Origin of the sequence: Ensifer adhaerens (assembly GCF_002007205.1) — a bacterium.
GTDB lineage: Bacteria > Pseudomonadota > Alphaproteobacteria > Rhizobiales > Rhizobiaceae > Ensifer > Ensifer adhaerens_D.
In genome coordinates, this window is record NZ_LAZS01000005.1 from 122,068 (window position 1) to 139,481 (window position 17,414).

Sequence of the window (17,414 nt, forward strand, 5' to 3'; positions counted from 1 at the left end):
CAGATTTTTCCAGTGTTTGGAGCCATCGGAAGAAATCGTTCCGATGGCTTCCAATCCGCTTACTCGCGGATGACCAAGAGGTCCTTGGCGGCAAAGCGCAGCGTGACATTGTCGCCGGAGACCGGCGGGGCCACGCCCGGATTGTTGAACATGTCGAAGGAGATGACGTCGCCGCCGACGCGAAGGCGGGTGCGGATGACCGAGCCGAGGAAGCTCGTCGAGACGACTTCGCCGGCCAGCGCCGTATCGCCCTTGGCGCCCTCGGCAATCGAGCCTGCCTCCGGGCGCAGCGCCAGCGAAATGCTGTCGCCGCCCTTCATGCCGGCAATCGGATCCTTCAATGCGATCTGCTGGTTGCCGATCGTGACAGCACCTGCTGCCGGATCCGCGACCTTGCCCTCGATGATGCTGAGCGTGCCGACGAAGGACGCGACGAAGCGCGTCGACGGCGTATTGTAGATCTCGAAGGGGGTGCCGATCTGGTCGGCGCGGCCGGCGTTCATGACGACGATGCGGTCGGAGATCGACAGCGCCTCTTCCTGGTCGTGGGTAACGAAGACCGTGGTGATGCCGAGCTGCTGCTGGATCTGCCGGATTTCCTCGCGCAGCGACACGCGGATCTTCGCGTCGAGCGCCGAAAGCGGCTCGTCGAGCAGCAGCACCTGCGGCTTGACCGCAATGGCGCGGGCAAGCGCAACGCGCTGCTGCTGGCCGCCGGAGAGCTGGTAGGGGAAGCGGTCCGCCAGGTGCTCAAGCTTGATCAGCCCGAGCATCTGCTTCACCCTCGCGTCGGTCTCCGACTTGTCTGTGCCCGCGACCTTGAGGCCGAAGGCGACGTTGTCATGCACGTTCATGTTGGGAAACAGCGCATAGGCCTGGAACACCATGCCGATGTTGCGCTGGTTGGGCTTGAGCGAATTCTGGTCGCGGCCGTTGATGACGATCTTGCCGCTGGTAGGGCTTTCGAAGCCGGCGATCATGCGCAGGACCGTGGTCTTGCCGCAGCCCGATGGCCCGAGGAACGAGACGAACTCGCCCTTTTCGATGTCCATGTTGAAATCGTGCACGACGTGAACCGGGCCGAAGGACTTCTTGATGCTGGTGAGTGACAGGAAACTCATGGGTGCGGTCCTCAGGCCTTAGGAGGCGCGCTTTTCTGGAAGCGCGAGACGAGCTGGATGAGGCCGAGGCAGCCCCAGGTGATGCCGAATGCGATGACGGCGAGTGCTGCCGGCTCATAGGCGCGGTTGGCGCCCAAGAGCTGCATGTACGGGCCGAAGGCCGGGCGGTTGAGCAGGGCCGCCATGGTGAACTCGCCGATGACGATGGCAAAGGTCAGGAAGGCGCCCGAGAGCACCGCGACCAGCACGTTCGGCAGGATGATCTTGGCAAGGATCGTCGCCCAGCCGGCGCCGAGGCTCTGGGCGGCTTCGGTCAGCGTGGCGACGTCGATGGTGCGAAGCCCGGTATCGACGGCGCGGTACATGTAGGGAAGCGCGAGCGTCGCATAGCCGAACATCAGGAGGATGTTGGTGCCGGTCAGCGAGCCCGTCAGCGGCAGCCAGCTCGAGGTGTTGTAGAGCCGGATATAGCCGAAGACGATGACGATCGCCGGGATGACCAGCGGCAAGAGCGTGATGAACTCGATCACGGGGCGCAGCCGCGGCAGCTTGAGCCGGACCCAATAGGCTGTCGGTACGACGAGCAGCACGCCGAAGAGAATGGTGAACAGTGCCTGCATCACCGAATAGGTGAAGGTCTCCTGGAAGCGCGGATCGGCGAAGACCTTCTGGTAGGCGTCGAAGGAATATTCGCCGCGGCGCATCTTGAGCGAGAAGTTGGTCATGCCGATGAGCGGCAGGGTGAAATAGAGGAGGCCGAAAACGAGGGCTCCCCAGGCCCAGATCTTCTTCATTTCAGCCACCTTTCGCTGCGGCTGCGCAGCCAGATGTAGATCGCGTTGGCGATGCCGGTGACGACGATCATGCCGAAGGCGAGCGCGTAACCGAGGTGCGGATTGCCGAGCACGTCGCCGCGGATCTGGGCAAAGAGCAGGATCGGCACGATCGACAGCGACGAGCCGGTGAGCGCGATCGCCGTCGCAACGGCGCCGAAGGCATTGGCGAAAAGCAGCGCCAGCGTGCCGAGCAGCGACGGAAGCAGGATCGGGAAGGCGACCATGCGCCAGTATTGCAGGCCGGTGGCGCCGAGGATTTCGGCTGCCTCGCGCCATTCGCGCTTCAGACCGTCGAGCGCCGGCGTGATGATCAGGATCATCAGCGGGATCTGGAAGAACAGATAGGTGATCGTCAGCCCCCAGAAGGAGAGCAGGTTGAAGCCGAGCATCCTCAGATCAAAGCCGAAATTCGAGCGCAGGAAGACGGTGACGATGCCCACCGGGCCGAGCGTTGCCAGGAAGGCGAAGGCAAGCGGCACGCCGGCAAAGTTGGAGGCGACGCCGGAGAAAGTCAGGAGCGGGCCGCGGATCCCTTTCGGCAGGCCGCCGAAGACGATGGCGGACGCCATGGCAAAGCCGATCAGGCAGCCGAGAAGGGCCGAGGCGATGCTGATCTTGATCGAGATCCAGTAGGCCGCAAGGATCGACGGCGTGAACAGGCCGCGGATGTTTTCGAGCGTGAAGCTGCCATCCGGCGTCTGAAATGCGCCGACCACGATCTTCATCGTCGGCAGAAGCAGGAACAGCGTCACGAAGGCGGCGAAGGGAAGAATGCCCAGCCAGTGAAGCGGTAGGCGACGCGCCGGAGGGCTGGCGTCGGGTTTAGCAGATGACATTCCGTTCGCGCCCCTGAAGCCGCGTTGTCGACGCGGGCGTTATCGATTGTTGCAAGCAGAAGCGGGACGAAGAGGAAGCAGCGCATGGCTCCCAGATCTCGCTCCAAAGACTTGAATTTCTTACGAATAACCTATGCGCCCCGACCGGAAAACCGGTCGGGGCGACAGGACTGTGGAAAGGCTTACTGGACGTTCGCGCCGACGACGGAGTCCCAGCCGCCGGTGACGGCAGCCTTGTTGGCTTCGACTTCTTCGTTCGTCGGGAAGTAGGCCTTTTCGTAGGCGGCTGCCGGCGGCAGGGCGTCGATCAGGTCCTGCGGAACCTTGCCGGCCTTGACCATGGCGTTGAAGCGTACCGGGTGGCAGAAGCCCTTGAGCCAGCCGAGCTGACCTTCATCCGAATAGAGGTGCTCCATCCACAGCTTGGCAGCGTTCGGGTGCGGCGCATAGGCCGAGATGCCCTGAACGTAGACGCCGGCGAGAACTTCGCCTGCCGGAACGACGACTTCGGTCGGCGGGTTGCCGTTGAGCGTCTTTGCCCAGCCGAGGGCGTTGTAGTCCCAGGCAACGACGATCGGGGTCGAGCCCTGCGCGAGCGTGCCGGACTTGCCGATAACCGGAACGAAGTTGCCGGCCTTGTTGAGCTCCGCGAAGTAGCCGAGGCCCGCTTCACCGGCTTCCTTGCCGGCCTTTGCACCCTTGGCGAGGCCAGCGGCGAGAACGCCGAGGATCGCCTGGTTCGAGGCGCGCGGGTCACCGGCAAGGGCGACCTGTCCGGCATATTCCGGCTTCAGGAGGTCCTCCCAGCTCTTCGGCGCGTTCTGGACGAGGTCCTTGTTCACCAGGAACGACATCACGCCGTAATAGTCGCCGTACCAGAAGCCTTCCGGGTCCTTCAGGTTGTCCGGGATCTCGTCCCAGGTCGAAACCTTGTAGGGCTGTAGCAGGCCTTCGGCCTTCATGGACGGGCCGAAGGAGAGGCCGACGTCGACGACGTCAGGAGCCTGCGGGCCCTTGTTGTCCTTGTTCGCCTTGACGGCTTCGACTTCGTCGGCCGAGCCGGCATCCGGGTTCAGTTCGTTGACCTGGATTTCCGGATACTTGGCCTTGAAGGCGGCGATGACGTCGCCATAGCCGCACCAGTCATGGGGCAGGGCGACGGTCGTCAGCATGCCTTCCTTCTTCGCGGCTTCGATGAGTTCGGCGCTCGGTTCGGCAGCGGCGATTGCCGTCGTTGCCAGGAAAATGGCGGTGGAGAGCGAAAGCAGGCGTTGGGTTTTTGAAATCACTGGAGTTCTCCTTATGGGTTTAGTCAAATTCGTGGGGTTTCAGTCGATTTCGGCGAAGCTGTTAAAGAGATGCGATGAAAGTAATGTGACAGGGGTTTATCCGTTCGCGCCGCTTATGTCGTTGTAAGAACATTTCTTTTTTGGGTTCGGCGGGCCACTGTCGCACAACTGCATGAAATCCTGTGAACGTGTCGGCGAATTCTCCTAGACCGGTTTGCGAAAGATGCGAGTGGAATCGAAAAGGCCTTCGAGCGTCTTCATCCGATCCCGGGTTTCGTCCCAGTTCGAACTCTGCACAGCCTCGATCAGCGCCTCGACCAGGAACAGGATCACCACCGAACTGTCCCAGGCCGACGGCACCTCGATCTGCGAACGGAACACGCGTGAGGCGGACTTGGCGACCGGCGAGGTCCAGCGGTCGGTAAACAGCACGATCTCGACGCCGCGCTCGCGGGCGGATTTGGCAAGCGTCACCATCTCCTGCTCGTAGCGGCGAATGTCGAAGAGAATCAGCACGTCGCCCTGGCGCATGTCGAGCACGTAGTGCGGCCACGCGCTGGCATTGGTGGCGATTTCGGTAACGCCTGGCCGAATGACCTGGAGGTGGGTGAAGAGATAGTCGGCGAGCGAGCGGGTAATGCGGCCGCCAAGCAGATAGACGCTGCGCTTGCGGTCGGCGATGAGGGCGGCCGCCTCGTCGAAGTCCTGCGGCTCGATCTGGGTCAGCGTCTCGCGCAGGTTGCTGGTGATCGCATCGGCAAAACGGTTGAGCGTATGGGTGCCCGGCGCGTTGGCGGCCCAGCGGTCGTGCTTGGTGATCGGGTTGGAGATCGTCGCTTCCAGCTCTTGGTGCAGGCGCGCCTGGAAATCCGGGAAACCGCGGAAACCGAGTTTCTGCACCATGCGGGCGACGGTCGGGGTCGAAACGCCGGCGTTCTCGGCGACCGTGGTGATCGAGCCGAGTCCCGAAACGGGATAATTGTCGAGAAGTGTCTCCGCCAGTTGCTTCTCTGCGCGGGTCAGCGCGGTGAAGTGGGCAGTGATCACGTCCGACACCGTGGTGGATGTCGCCTTGCTGCTCAAATTGTCTCCCCTGAACCGATCTAGAGCCGGTTTGTGACAGATTAAACATCGCTGTCACAATTGGAGTCAATCGCAATTTTGAAGAGATCGTTTCAGATTTTGATTGACACTCATCATTCTCTGAAGAATTCTTTTCATTAACGAACGTCTAACGGGGCAAGAGGGGATGCCGGTGTTGACGCGACTTTTGACCGAAGCAGATGGCGATCCCGTTGCGATCGAGAACGCCGTAGGGAAGGGCGATATCGTGCTCGTCTGCGAGCATGCCTCACGCCGGGTACCGGAACGACTGGGTACGCTCGGCCTTACCGAACAGGCGCTTGAGAGCCATATCGCCTGGGATCCGGGCGCGCTTGCCGTTGCCAGGCTCCTTGCCGCCAAGCTCGATGGCACACTGATCTACCAGCGCTTCTCCCGCCTTGCCTACGACTGCAACCGTCCGCCGGAAGCGGATGCGGCAATGCCCGCCGTCAGCGAGGTCTATGAGATCCCGGGAAACCGGACGATGTCGTCCGACGAGCGCCAGGCGCGGGTCGACGAGATCTACCGGCCGTTCCATGATGCGGTCGCCCGCTTCGTTTCCGAGCGCAAGGCCGCAGGCCGCCCGCCGGTTCTGGTGACGATGCACAGTTTCACGCCCGTCTATTTCGGCAAGCCGCGCGCCGTCGAAGTCGGCGTGCTGCACGATGCGGACAGCCGGCTTGCCGACCATATGCTCGCGACCGCCACCAAGGGACAGGTTGCCTACGATATCCGTCGCAACGAGCCCTATGGGCCGGCCGACGGCGTTACTCATAGCCTGATCGAATATGGCGTCCACAACGGACTGCCGAATGTGATGATCGAGATCCGCAACGATCTCATTCGCAATGACATCGGCCAAAGGGTCATGGCCGATTACCTGGAAGGGCTGCTGCGCAAAGGCGCTGCGGCTGTTTCAGCACAATAAAAGACCCTGGGGAGCGGCGTTGCCGCGGTCCTGTTCCGGCCAGCCGGGGCAGGTGGTTGATGGGACCCTGCCGCAATGGGGCGGTGTGGTCTGAAGAAATCAGGGGAAGAAAAATGTCGGACTACAGTGATTCAGACAAAAAGCAGGACATGAGCGTCCTGCACTCGATGGGCTATGCCCAGGAGCTCGAGCGGCGCATGAGCCAGTTCTCGAACTTCGCGGTGTCGTTCTCGATCATCTGCATTCTTTCGGGCGGCATCAACTCGCTCGCCCAGGCCACTGCCGGCGCAGGGGGCGCCGCGATCGGCATCGGTTGGCCGCTTGGCTGCTTCATCTCCCTGGTTTTCGCCGTCGCCATGGCACAGATCAGCTCGGCCTATCCGACGGCGGGTGGCCTCTATCACTGGGGTTCGATCCTCGGCAACCGCTTCACCGGCTGGCTGACAGCCTGGTTCAACCTGCTCGGTCTCGTCACCGTTCTCGGCGCGATCAACGTCGGCACCTACTACTTCTTCATGGGCTCGTTCGGCACGCCGTATTTCGGCCTTGCGGATACGACGCTGACGCGGATCATCTTCCTCGCGATCATCACCGGCGGCCAGGCGCTCGTGAACCATATGGGCATCGGGCTGACCGCCAGGCTCACGGACTTTTCCGGTTACCTGATCTTCGCGACGTCGATCCTGCTCGCACTCGTCTGCCTGGTCGCAGCCGACAGCTACGACTTTGCGCGGCTCTTCACCTTCTCCAACTATTCCGGTGAAGCCGGCGGCAATGTGTGGCCGCAGACCTCGGGCACCTGGGTCTTCCTGCTCGGCCTGCTCCTGCCGATCTACACCATCACCGGCTACGACGCCTCGGCGCATACCTCGGAAGAAACGGTGAAAGCCGCCCATTCCGTGCCGCGCGGCATGGTTTCGTCGGTGCTCTGGTCGGCTCTCTTCGGCTACATCATGCTGTGCTCGTTCGTGCTGATGATCCCGAACATGGACGAAGCCGCCAAGCAGGGCTGGAACGTGTTCTTCTGGTCGATGGATGCGCAGGTGCACCCCATCATCAAGGACATTCTCTATCTCGCTATCCTCGTCAGCCAGTGGCTGTGCGGCCTGGCGACGGTGACCTCGGTGTCGCGCATGATCTTCGCGTTTTCGCGTGACGGCGGCCTGCCGGCCTCCAAGGCGCTCGCCAAGGTCAGCCCGACCTACCGCACGCCGGTTGCCGCGATCTGGGTGGGCTCGATCCTCTCGGTGCTGTTCGTCTGGGGCTCGTCGCTGGTTTCGATCGGCGAGACGCCGGTCTACACCATCGTCGTGTCGTGCACCGTCATCTTCCTGTTCTTCTCCTTCGCGATCCCGATCACGCTCGGCCTCTTCGCCTGGGGAACCTCGAAGTGGGACAAGATGGGTCCGTGGAACCTCGGCGAGAGCATGTTCAAGCTCTTCGCCGTGCTCTCGATCGTCGCCATGGTGCTGATCTTCATCCTCGGCGTGCAGCCGCCGAACGACTGGGCGCTCTACATCACCGTGGGCTTCCTGGTGCTGACCGGCGCTGTCTGGTTCGGCTTCGAGAGCCGCCGCTTCCGCGGCCCGCCGATCGGTGACGAAGTGGCACGCCGCCAGGCAGAAATCGCCGCTGCAGAAAAGGCCGTCGGCCAGATCTGATCAACGACAAAAAGGCGGGAGCGCGACCGCGACTTCCGCCTTTTCTTTTGCCGGAGCTTTACCGGTTACCTGAACGGATCACGTTCACGCGGCCCAGAAAAATCGTGACCCAAGGGAACGGCCGCGTGACCAAACATGGGATGGATGTTGATGAGCTATACGTTTGATGAGTTGAAGGAAGACGTCGCCGCCGGTCGCATCGACACGGTTCTCGCCTGCCAGGTGGACATGCAGGGCCGGCTGATGGGCAAGCGCTTCCATGCGCAGTTCTTCGTCGATGGTGCCTGGAAGGAAACGCATAGCTGCAATTACCTGCTTGCGACCGACATGGAGATGGAGACCGTGCCCGGCTACAAGGCGACGAGCTGGGAGAAGGGCTACGGCGACTATACGATGAAGCCCGACCTTTCGACGCTTCGTCGCATTCCCTGGCTGGAAGGCACCGCACTCGTGCTCTGCGACATGCTCGACCACCACACCCATGAAGAAGTGCCGCATTCGCCGCGCGCGATCCTGAAGAAGCAGGTGGCGCGGCTCGAGAAGATGGGCCTGAAGGCCTACATGGCGAGCGAGCTCGAATTCTTCCTGTTCGACCAGTCCTATGACGATGCCCGCCAGTCCGGCTATCGCGACCTGCAACTCGTCAGCGGCTACAACGAGGACTACCACATCTTCCAGACCACCAAGGAAGAGGATGTGATGCGGGCGATCCGCAACGGCCTGCAGGGCGCCGACATTCCGGTCGAGAATTCGAAGGGCGAGGCGTCGGCCGGCCAGGAAGAGATCAACGTGCGTTATGCTGACGCGCTGACGATGGCCGACCGGCATGCGATCATCAAGAACGGCTGCAAGGAAATCGCCTGGTCGCGCGGCAAGGCCATCACCTTCCTCGCCAAGTGGAACTATGCGGCCGCCGGTTCGTCGTCCCATATCCACCAGTCGCTCTGGAGCGCCGACGGCAAGTCGTCGAAGTTCTACGACGAGAGCGGCAAATACGGCATGTCCGAGATGATGCGCCACTATGTGGCCGGGCTGCTCAACCACGCGAGCGAGATCACCTATTTCCTGGCGCCCTACATCAACTCCTACAAGCGTTTCATGGCCGGAACCTTCGCACCGACCAAGGCTGTCTGGAGCAAGGACAACCGAACCGCCGGCTATCGTCTTTGTGGCGAAGACACCAAGGCGATCCGCATCGAGTGCCGCGTCGGCGGCTCCGATCTCAATCCCTATCTCGCTTTCGCCGCTTTGATCGCCGCCGGCATTTCCGGTATCGAGAACAAGATGGAGCTGGAAGCGCCTTTTGTCGGCGACGCCTATGGCGGCAAGGATGTGCGCGAGATCCCGCGCACGCTGCGCGATGCCACGGCGGCGCTCAGCGAATCGAAGATGCTGCGCGAAGCGTTTGGCGACGAGGTCATCGAGCACTATGCACGGGCCGGGCGCTGGGAGCAGGAAGAATACGACCGCCGCGTCACCGACTGGGAGGTCGCGCGCGGCTTCGAACGGGCCTGACCGGCACATATTCACTCACAAAGGTGGCCGTTCCTGACCGGAGCGGCCATCGCATCATTCGCAATGAAAGCAGGAAGACGATCATGAGCATGATCAAGTGCATTTCGCCCGTGAACGGCGAGGTCTATGCAGAACGCCCGGCGATGCCGCTGGACATGGCAAAGCAGGTGGTTTCCCGCGCCCGCCAGGCACAGAAGGCCTGGGCGCGTCGTCCGCTCGACGAGCGCGTCAATCTGGTTCTGGCCGGTGTCGCCCGTCTCAACGAGATGGTCGACGAAGTGGTGCCGGAGCTTGCCTGGCAGATGGGCCGGCCGGTGCGCTACGGCGGCGAGTTCAAGGGCTTCAACGAGCGCTCGAACTATGTCGCGACGATCGCTGCCGATGCGCTGAAACCGCTGGTGATCGAGGAAAGCGACCGCTTCGAACGCCGCATCGCGCGCGAGCCGCATGGCGTCGTCTTCGTCGTGGCGCCGTGGAACTATCCCTATATGACCGCGATCAACACGGTCGCACCGGCGCTGATGGCCGGCAACACGGTGATCATCAAGCATGCGAGCCAGACGATCCTCGTCGGCGAGCGCATGGTGCGCGCCTTCGTCGAGGCCGGCGTTCCCGCCGACGTCTTCCAGAACATCTTCCTCGACCACGAAACGACGGCCGCGCTGATTGCGGCCAAGAGCTTCGACTTCGTCAACTTCACCGGTTCGGTCGAAGGCGGGCGCTCCATCGAGCGGGCTGCCGCCGGCACCTTCACCGGGCTTGGCCTCGAACTCGGCGGCAAGGATCCGGGCTACGTCATGGAAGACGCGGACCTCGATGCAGCCGTCGATACGCTGATGGATGGCGCCACCTACAATTCCGGTCAGTGCTGCTGCGGCATCGAGCGCATCTACGTGCATGAAAAGCTCTATGACGCCTTCGTCGAAAAATCGGTCGCCTGGGTCTCCAACTACAAGCTCGGCAACCCGCTCGATCCGGAAACGACGCTCGGCCCGATGGCCAACAAGCGCTTTGCCGCGACCGTGCGCGAGCAGATCGCCGATGCCGTTTCCAAGGGCGCCAAGGCGCTGGTCGATCCGAAGCTGTTCCCTGCCGACGACAGCGGCGCCTATCTCGCGCCGCAGATCCTTACCAATGTCGACCACTCCATGGCCTTCATGCGGGAAGAAACCTTTGGTCCTGCCGTCGGCATCATGAAGGTGAAGAGCGACAGCCAGGCGATCGAGCTGATGAACGACAGCCAGTATGGCCTGACAGCGTCGCTGTGGACCAAGGATGCCGAACGCGCCGCGCGCATCGGCGCCGACATCGAGACAGGCACCGTGTTCATGAACCGCGCCGACTATCTCGATCCGGCGCTTTGCTGGACCGGCGTCAAGGAAACCGGCCGTGGCGGCTCGCTCTCGGTCATCGGCTTCCAGAACCTTACCCGTCCGAAATCCTACCATCTGAAGAAAGTCACCGCATGACCATCACCGCCAACTGGAGCTATCCGACGTCCATCAAGTTCGGTGCCGGCCGGATCAAGGAGCTTGCCGACCATTGCAAGGCGGTCGGCATGAAGAAGCCGCTGCTGATTACCGATCGGGGCCTCGCGCCGATGGCGATTACGCAAAATGCGCTCGATATCCTCGAGGTCGCCGGCCTCGGCCGCGCGATCTTTGCCGACGTCGATCCGAACCCGAACGACATCAATCTCGCCGCCGGCGTGAAGGCGTTCAAGGATGGAGGCCATGACGGCGTCGTCGCCTTCGGCGGCGGCTCTGGCCTCGACCTCGGCAAGTGCGTGGCCTTCATGGCCGGGCAGACGCGGCCTGTCTGGGACTTCGAGGACATCGGCGACTGGTGGACCCGCGCGAGCGTCGAGGGCATTGCCCCGATCGTCGCCGTGCCAACGACTGCCGGCACCGGCTCGGAAGTCGGCCGCGCCAGCGTCATCACCAATTCGGCCAGCCACGTGAAGAAGGTGATCTTCCACCCGAAGTTCCTGCCGGCAGTCACGATCTGCGACCCGGAACTGACGGTCGGCATGCCGAAGGTAATCACCGCAGGCACCGGCATGGACGCCTTTGCGCATTGCCTGGAAGCCTATTCCTCGCCCTTCTACCACCCGATGTCTGCCGGTATCGCGCTCGAAGGCATGCGTCTGGTGAAGGAATACCTGCCGCGCGCCTACAAGGACGGCACCGATATCGAGGCCCGGGCCAACATGATGAGTGCTGCCGCCATGGGCGCCGTCGCCTTCCAGAAGGGCCTTGGCGCAATCCACTCGCTGTCGCATCCTGTTGGAGCGATCTACAACACCCACCACGGCATGACCAATGCCGTGGTGATGCCGCCGGTGCTGCGCTTCAACCGCCCGGCGATCGAGGAGAAGATCGTGCGCGCGGCCGCCTATCTCGGCATACCAGGCGGCTTCGACGGCTTCTACGACTACGTGCTGAAGCTGCGCGAGGAACTGGGCGTGCCGGACAAGCTGTCGGCGCTCGGCGTTGGCACGGACCGGATCGATGAAATGTCGGAAATGGCGATCGTCGACCCGACCGCCGGCGGCAACCCGGTCGAGCTGACGCTCGACGCGGCCAGGAAGCTCTTCCGCGAGTGCATCTGAGCGATTTCCGACGCCTTTGCCATCTGGGTGAAGGCGTCGGCCCTTGGTTTAGGTAATCCGAAATTACGACTTGCCATTGCAGGCGATCTGTCACCTAATTGTCGTCTAACTGTCACGTTTCGGGCTCGCGGAGCGTTTTCTTTACGCTTTGTTTACCGCGGTCTGGAACGCTTGCATTAGAGTGTGCGTATGTATCGGCCCCGCGAAAAGCCGGGCCCGCGTTGAGTTAGGGTCGACCGATGGCGATTGTTTCCCTCGCGAATGCGAAGGGGGGAGCCGGCAAGACAACGGCAGCCTTGCTGCTTGCCTGCGAATTCGCACGGCGCGGTGACCGCGTTGCGGTGCTTGATTGCGATCCTCTCGCCTGCATGACCGACTGGTTTCGCCACGGCCGCCATGACGGCAATCTTTTCGTGTTCTCGGGCATAACGACCACCACGCTGAGTGATCATCTGAGAAGGCTGCGCGGCCAGGTCGAGCATGTGGTCATCGACCTGTCCGGGGCTGCCGATGTGCTCGTGGCGCTGGCGATCGGTCTTTCCGACCTGACGCTGATCCCGGTGCAGGGCTGCGCCATGGATGCGCGTGGCGCCATCCAGGTTCTGGACCTGATCCGCCATATCGAGAACAATGCGCGCGCCGACATCAATCACGCGGTGCTGCTGACCCGCGTCAACCCGATCGTAACGACGCGCGCCATGCGCAGCGTCAAGCTGTCGCTCGCAGAGAGCCGGATCCGGCTCGTCGAGACCCCGCTCGTGGAGCGCACCGCGTTTCGTGAACTATTCGAACAGGGCGACACGCTTTATTCGCTCGATGCTGCGCGTGTCAGCAACCTGGCGAGGGCGCAGGCCAATGCCCGCGCATTGGCAGACGATGTGCTTCGATTGCTCAATCCGCCGGGCGAGGCGGCGCGACACGGGCCGTTTTCGTCCATGTGCTACCGCACGCGGCGGACAGCGGACCCGGCTGTCGTGCGCGCCTGAAATCGTTGCTCTATCGGGTCTTCTGGCGCCGCCGTGATGCGGCTCCCGGCGATGCTGCAGGGTTCGACTGTCAGGATTGACGTGCCCGCGTTACCATTTCGTTAACCATCTTCTGTAAGGTTTCGTTAAGAAGCGAACCACCGGCTGCGGCCGTCCGGTTCGCGCCGAACATGCAGAGAATGGGGAATATCATGGCGGTCATCACTTTCGCCAATGCAAAGGGTGGCGCGGGCAAGACGACCGCGGCGCTGATCCTGTCGACGGAGCTGGCGAGGCAGGGGCACCGGGTGGTCGTCCTCGATGCCGATCCGCAGCGCTGGATCACCAGCTGGGCCGAAGCGTCCGGCCACATCGCCAATCTCACCGTCATTTCGCACATCACGCCCGGCTCGCTCGAATGTCATATCCGCGAGGCGAAGGACGAGGCGGATTACATCGTCATCGATCTCGCGGGTGCCAAGGACCAGATCGTAGCACTTGCGCTTGCCATCTCCGACCACGTGCTTATCCCGGTCCAGGGCTGTGCCATGGATGCGAAGGGTGCCGCGCAGATTCTTGAACTGATCCGGCATATCCAGGATCGTTCGGGCCACCGCATCAACCATTCGGTCGTGCTCACCCGCGTCAATTCGCTCGTCACCACGCGCGCGCTGCAGACGATCAAGGCGATGCTCGCCGAGCGTGGCGTCTCGGTGCTCGACACGCCGATCGTCGAGCGTGCGGCCTATCGCGAGATCTTCGATCTTGGCGGCACGCTGCAGACGATGGATCCGAACCGCGTCAGCAACCTCGACAAGGCGCGCGAGAACGCAAACGCCCTCGCCAACGAAGTGCTGGCGCTGATGCCGGTCAAGACGCGCCGCTCCTGGGCTGCGCGCATGCCGTCCTGGGCCTCGCGCAACGCCGCCTGATCCCTCAACCCCAACCGTTTATTGCGTATCAACCGGAATTGATGTTCGTCAGTTCCGGTTGAGTTGTATCTCAGGCCTCGCGAAATAGCTGTCGCGCGTAAGGCTTCCTTTACCCTGCGCTTCTATCTGTGGCCTTGGATACAGCTTGCCCCTGCGGTCGACGCATTGGGGGTAACCGGCCGCCATGATTGCGGCGATGATCTCAGACGCTTCAGTGCCTTCGATCCTGTCTCCATGATCCAGAAATGAGCATGCAGGGAAGTTCGCGCATGAAAACGGAACACGCCGCTGCCGGTACGCAAGACGTTGCCGGTCGTCTGAATTTCATGGCCCTCGATGACGCCGCCAGAACCAGCCTCAAGGCGCTGAAGCCGATCCTGGAAAAGGAACTTAAACCCGCGCTCGACAAGTTCTATGTCAAGGTCAAGACGACGCCCGAGACCAAGCGCTTCTTCTCCTCCGACGCTCATATCGACCGCGCCAAGGGCGCGCAGGTTGGCCACTGGGCCAACATCGTCGACGCCAATTTCAACGAGGACTACAGCGCCAAGGTGCGCACCATCGGCCTGGTGCATGCGCGCATCGGTCTGGAGCCGCGGTGGTATATCGGCGGCTATGCGCTGATCGCCGAGCATCTGATTACCGAGATCGTCCAGGCGCACTGGCCGAAGGCCGGCCTGTTCTCGCGCAGGGGTACCTCGGCCGAGGACATGGCGGCGATGCTGTCGAGCCTGATCAAGGGCGTCTTCCTCGACATGGACCTGTCGATCTCCGTCTACATGGACGCCTCCGACGTGACCAAGCAGCGCGCCGTGCAGGAGGAAGTGCTGGCCGCCGAACGCGCGCTGATCAGCAAGACCTTTGGGGCGGCGCTGAAGAAGATCGCCGACGGCGACCTGACGGCGCGCATCGGCGCGGATCTGCCCGCCGCCTATCAGGAGCTTGGCGAGAACTTCAATCATGCGATCGGCGAGCTTTCGCGCGCGATCGGCGGCATCGAGGCGGGCGCCAGCCAGATCCACACGAGCGCCAAGGAGATCGCTGCTGCGGCCGATGATCTGGCCCGGCGCACGGAACGGCAGGCGGCGAACCTCGAAGAAACGGCGGCCGCCGTCGAGCAGGTGACGCGCACCGTCAAGCAGACGGCCGAAGGCGCCAACCAGGCGAATTCGACGGTGATTGCCGCCCGCGCCAATGCCGAACAGAGCGGCGAAATCGTCAGCCACGCAATCGAGGTGATGCAGGAGATCCAGACCTCGTCTGCGAGCATCGCCCGCATCGTCGACGTCATCGACGAGATCGCCTTCCAGACCAACCTTCTGGCGCTCAACGCCGGCATCGAGGCGGCGCGCGCCGGCGAGGCGGGCAGGGGCTTTGCGGTCGTCGCCTCCGAGGTCCGGGCGCTGGCGCAGCGCTGCGCCGAAGCGGCCAAGGACATCCAGGGCCTGATCGCCAAGTCGCGCGGCCAGGTTGACGACGGTGTCAACTCGGTCAACCAGGTGGCGCAGTCGCTGCAGCAGATCGTGGCGCAGGTCGTCGAGGTCAGCTCCGTGTTCGGCGCCATCCGCGCCAGCACCGCTGAACAGGCAACCGGCCTGCAGGAGGTCAACACCGCCATCACCCAGATGGACCAGATCACCCAGCAGAACGCCGCGATGGTCGAACAGGCCAATGCCGCAAGCCAGGCGCTGACCGGAGAGGCCGAACACATCGCCACGCGTCTGCGCGCCTTCCGGACGTCGGGGCAGGTGCAGGTGAGCATCGGATCTGGTTATCGCGCGGCGGCGTAATCGCGCCTTCTGTTCGAGAGATGACGCCTCGGGTCAGCGATGATCCGGGGCGCTTTTAGTTTGCTGGCCGCGTTCACCTCGAGGCGAGGGACTTCCTGCGGGGAGCCGATCGATGATGGCTTTTGCTCCTTGCCCGGATAGACTTAAGATGTCCGCGCGTTCTGCTTCGCCCGGACACCTAAAGTGCCAAACACGCCACCCGTTGAACTGACGACAAGCCGCCTTCTCCTGCGTGCTGCCCGCTCTGAACACGCAGCGTCCGTGTTTGCGGAATACACAGGCAACAGCGTGGCAGCACGATTTTTGCCGCGTGGCGCCCATCCCACACAAACCAGCACCGAGGCGGTCATCCATGTGTGGGGAGAAAACAACTGGACGGATGGCGACCGATTTATCTGGAGCATCATCGACCGCAGCGACCAGCGGCCGATAGGCCTCTTCCTGATGTTTCTGGATGGGGACGGCGCGGAAATTCATTATGGCATCGGTCCGGCCTATTGGGGACAGGGGCTGGCGACGGAAGCTGGTCTGGCGGTCATGCACTGGGTCAAACAGCAGTCACGCCTATCCGAGGTTCATACCGTATGCGTGGCAGCACATGAGGCCAGCTGCCGCGTTCTCGAAAAGATTGGCCTTGTGCGTGGCCAGTTTCTGCCTGGCGCCTTGTTGCTGAAGGCGACCGGCGAGAGGGTCGACGGTTGGTCATACCGCTGGAGACGCTCCGCGTGAGGGCAAAGGGAGTGCCAACTCGCCGAAGTCGTTTCGCGGAGCGCACATCTGGCTTGAAAGGCAAGATTGCAACTGAGCGGACGGGTTCGCGCTGCGGCGTGAACGCGCCTTCTGATCGAGACGACGCCTCTGGTCAGGGATGATCCGGGGCGTTTCTGCTTACTCGGGCTGGCAGACGAGCAAGTTAAGCAGGAACGTAGACAAGCCGCACCACGTCCTCGCCGATCCGATCATGTGCGATCAGGCGCAGCGGTGGTCGGGGGCCGGCGAAGTAGGGGTTGCCGCGACCCAGCACGACCGGGTGCAGGTAGATCCGGTACTCGTCGATCAAGCCGAGTTCGGTGAGGCTGTGTGCCAGAACGGGGCCAGCCACTTCGATCTCGCCGTCGTGCTCGGCCTTCAGCTTGCGCACTGCGTCGCCGAGATCACGATCGACGAGCCGCGCATTGGGTCCGACGGATGTCAAGGAGCGCGAAACGACCCATTTCGGCTGCTTCCGCCACGCCGTCGCGAAGGCGCGTCTGTCCGCATCCCATTCCGAATGCTCGTCGTCCCAGTAGCGCATGATCTCGTAAATACGGCGACCGTACAGGCTGCCCGCCTGCTGTTCGGCCTCCTTGATGAAGTGGCGGAAGAGCGTGGGGCTTGGCGCAAACTCCATGTGATCGACGTAGCCGTCCAGCGACTGGTTCATTCCGAACACGAGCTTAGCCATGGCCAGTTCCTTGTCTCGAATGGCCCGTTCGCACGGGGGGGCTTGCGAGGTGCAAGCGGTTCAGGCTAAGTCGACTGATCTTAAATCACAAGCGGTTTTTGGGCTTCGACATCGACGTCACGACCGTGCGCGGACCTTCAACGGTCGCCATGGCCGGCAGAAGAGGGCTGGCTGCGCTACTGCGACTGTCGGCCTTCTGCGCTTCGTGACGGCCTTTTCCTGGTGCTGGTCGTACCAGTTGTCTGGGAACGCGATGTCCCACATCAGGTGGCGCAGGTCCCCGGTGTCGATGTCCTCAGGAGGTCGACACCGCGATCACCCAGATGGCCAGATCACCAACAGAACGCCGCGATGGTCGAACAGGCCAATGCCGCCAGCCAGG

15 protein-coding genes are annotated in these 17,414 nt (G+C 62.6%); 9 read left to right on the forward strand and 6 right to left on the reverse strand.

Going from position 1 to position 17,414, the window contains the following annotated elements:
* Positions 1–59: 59 nt before the first annotated feature.
* The 5 genes from XB14_RS04305 to XB14_RS04325 all read right to left on the reverse strand — a co-directional run bounded on the left by XB14_RS04305 (position 60) and on the right by XB14_RS04325 (position 5,165).
* Positions 60–1,121: an ABC transporter ATP-binding protein gene (locus XB14_RS04305; protein WP_077960443.1), complete on the reverse strand. Its 1,062-nt coding sequence runs from the start codon at positions 1,119–1,121 to the stop codon at positions 60–62.
* Positions 1,122–1,132: 11 nt separating this feature from the next.
* A complete protein-coding gene (locus XB14_RS04310) occupies positions 1,133–1,915 on the reverse strand; it encodes an ABC transporter permease (protein ID WP_077960444.1) in 783 nt (260 codons plus the stop codon).
* A complete protein-coding gene (locus XB14_RS04315; RefSeq protein WP_077960445.1) occupies positions 1,912–2,793 on the reverse strand; it encodes an ABC transporter permease in 882 nt (293 codons plus the stop codon). The genes XB14_RS04310 and XB14_RS04315 overlap by 4 nt, the downstream gene beginning before the upstream one ends.
* 182 nt (positions 2,794–2,975) lie before the next feature.
* Positions 2,976–4,082 carry an ABC transporter substrate-binding protein gene (locus tag XB14_RS04320; protein WP_077960446.1) on the reverse strand — a complete coding sequence of 369 codons (1,107 nt, stop codon included), beginning with the start codon at positions 4,080–4,082 and terminating at the stop codon, positions 2,976–2,978.
* Between the two features lie 204 nt (positions 4,083–4,286).
* On the reverse strand, positions 4,287–5,165 hold the full coding sequence (locus tag XB14_RS04325) for a MurR/RpiR family transcriptional regulator (RefSeq protein WP_077960447.1): 879 nt from the start codon (positions 5,163–5,165) through the stop codon (positions 4,287–4,289).
* Positions 5,166–5,340: 175 nt separating this feature from the next.
* Between XB14_RS04325 and XB14_RS04330 the strand changes: the two genes are divergently transcribed.
* The 9 genes from XB14_RS04330 to XB14_RS04370 all read left to right on the forward strand — a co-directional run bounded on the left by XB14_RS04330 (position 5,341) and on the right by XB14_RS04370 (position 16,317).
* The gene (locus XB14_RS04330; protein ID WP_077961872.1) at positions 5,341–6,114 is read left to right on the forward strand and encodes an N-formylglutamate amidohydrolase; all 774 of its coding nucleotides are present in this window, start codon (positions 5,341–5,343) and stop codon (positions 6,112–6,114) included.
* 113 nt (positions 6,115–6,227) lie between these two features.
* On the forward strand, positions 6,228–7,775 hold the full coding sequence (locus XB14_RS04335; RefSeq protein ID WP_077960448.1) for an amino acid permease: 1,548 nt from the start codon (positions 6,228–6,230) through the stop codon (positions 7,773–7,775).
* Positions 7,776–7,925: 150 nt separating this feature from the next.
* Positions 7,926–9,290, forward strand: a complete 1,365-nt coding sequence (locus tag XB14_RS04340) for a glutamine synthetase family protein (protein ID WP_143348225.1) — start codon at positions 7,926–7,928, stop codon at positions 9,288–9,290.
* Between the two features lie 83 nt (positions 9,291–9,373).
* Positions 9,374–10,759: an aldehyde dehydrogenase family protein gene (locus XB14_RS04345; protein ID WP_077960450.1), complete on the forward strand. Its 1,386-nt coding sequence runs from the start codon at positions 9,374–9,376 to the stop codon at positions 10,757–10,759.
* Complete coding sequence (locus XB14_RS04350; protein ID WP_077960451.1) at positions 10,756–11,901, forward strand: iron-containing alcohol dehydrogenase; 1,146 nt, start codon at positions 10,756–10,758, stop codon at positions 11,899–11,901. The genes XB14_RS04345 and XB14_RS04350 overlap by 4 nt, the downstream gene beginning before the upstream one ends.
* Positions 11,902–12,140: 239 nt before the next feature.
* On the forward strand, positions 12,141–12,887 hold the full coding sequence (locus XB14_RS04355; protein WP_077960452.1) for a ParA family protein: 747 nt from the start codon (positions 12,141–12,143) through the stop codon (positions 12,885–12,887).
* Positions 12,888–13,078: 191 nt separating this feature from the next.
* Positions 13,079–13,798 carry a ParA family protein gene (locus XB14_RS04360; RefSeq protein ID WP_077960453.1) on the forward strand — a complete coding sequence of 240 codons (720 nt, stop codon included), beginning with the start codon at positions 13,079–13,081 and terminating at the stop codon, positions 13,796–13,798.
* 269 nt (positions 13,799–14,067) lie between these two features.
* Positions 14,068–15,588 (forward strand): globin-coupled sensor protein, encoded by a 1,521-nt coding sequence (locus tag XB14_RS04365; RefSeq protein WP_179119525.1) that lies wholly within the window; start codon positions 14,068–14,070, stop codon positions 15,586–15,588.
* A 261-nt stretch (positions 15,589–15,849) separates the two neighbouring features.
* The gene (locus XB14_RS04370) at positions 15,850–16,317 is read left to right on the forward strand and encodes a GNAT family N-acetyltransferase (protein ID WP_234803955.1); all 468 of its coding nucleotides are present in this window, start codon (positions 15,850–15,852) and stop codon (positions 16,315–16,317) included.
* 184 nt (positions 16,318–16,501) lie between these two features.
* On the opposite strand, the gene XB14_RS04375 is transcribed toward XB14_RS04370, so the two are convergent.
* The gene (locus XB14_RS04375) at positions 16,502–17,032 is read right to left on the reverse strand and encodes a dihydrofolate reductase family protein (RefSeq protein ID WP_077960455.1); all 531 of its coding nucleotides are present in this window, start codon (positions 17,030–17,032) and stop codon (positions 16,502–16,504) included.
* Between the last annotated feature and the right edge of the window lie 382 nt (positions 17,033–17,414).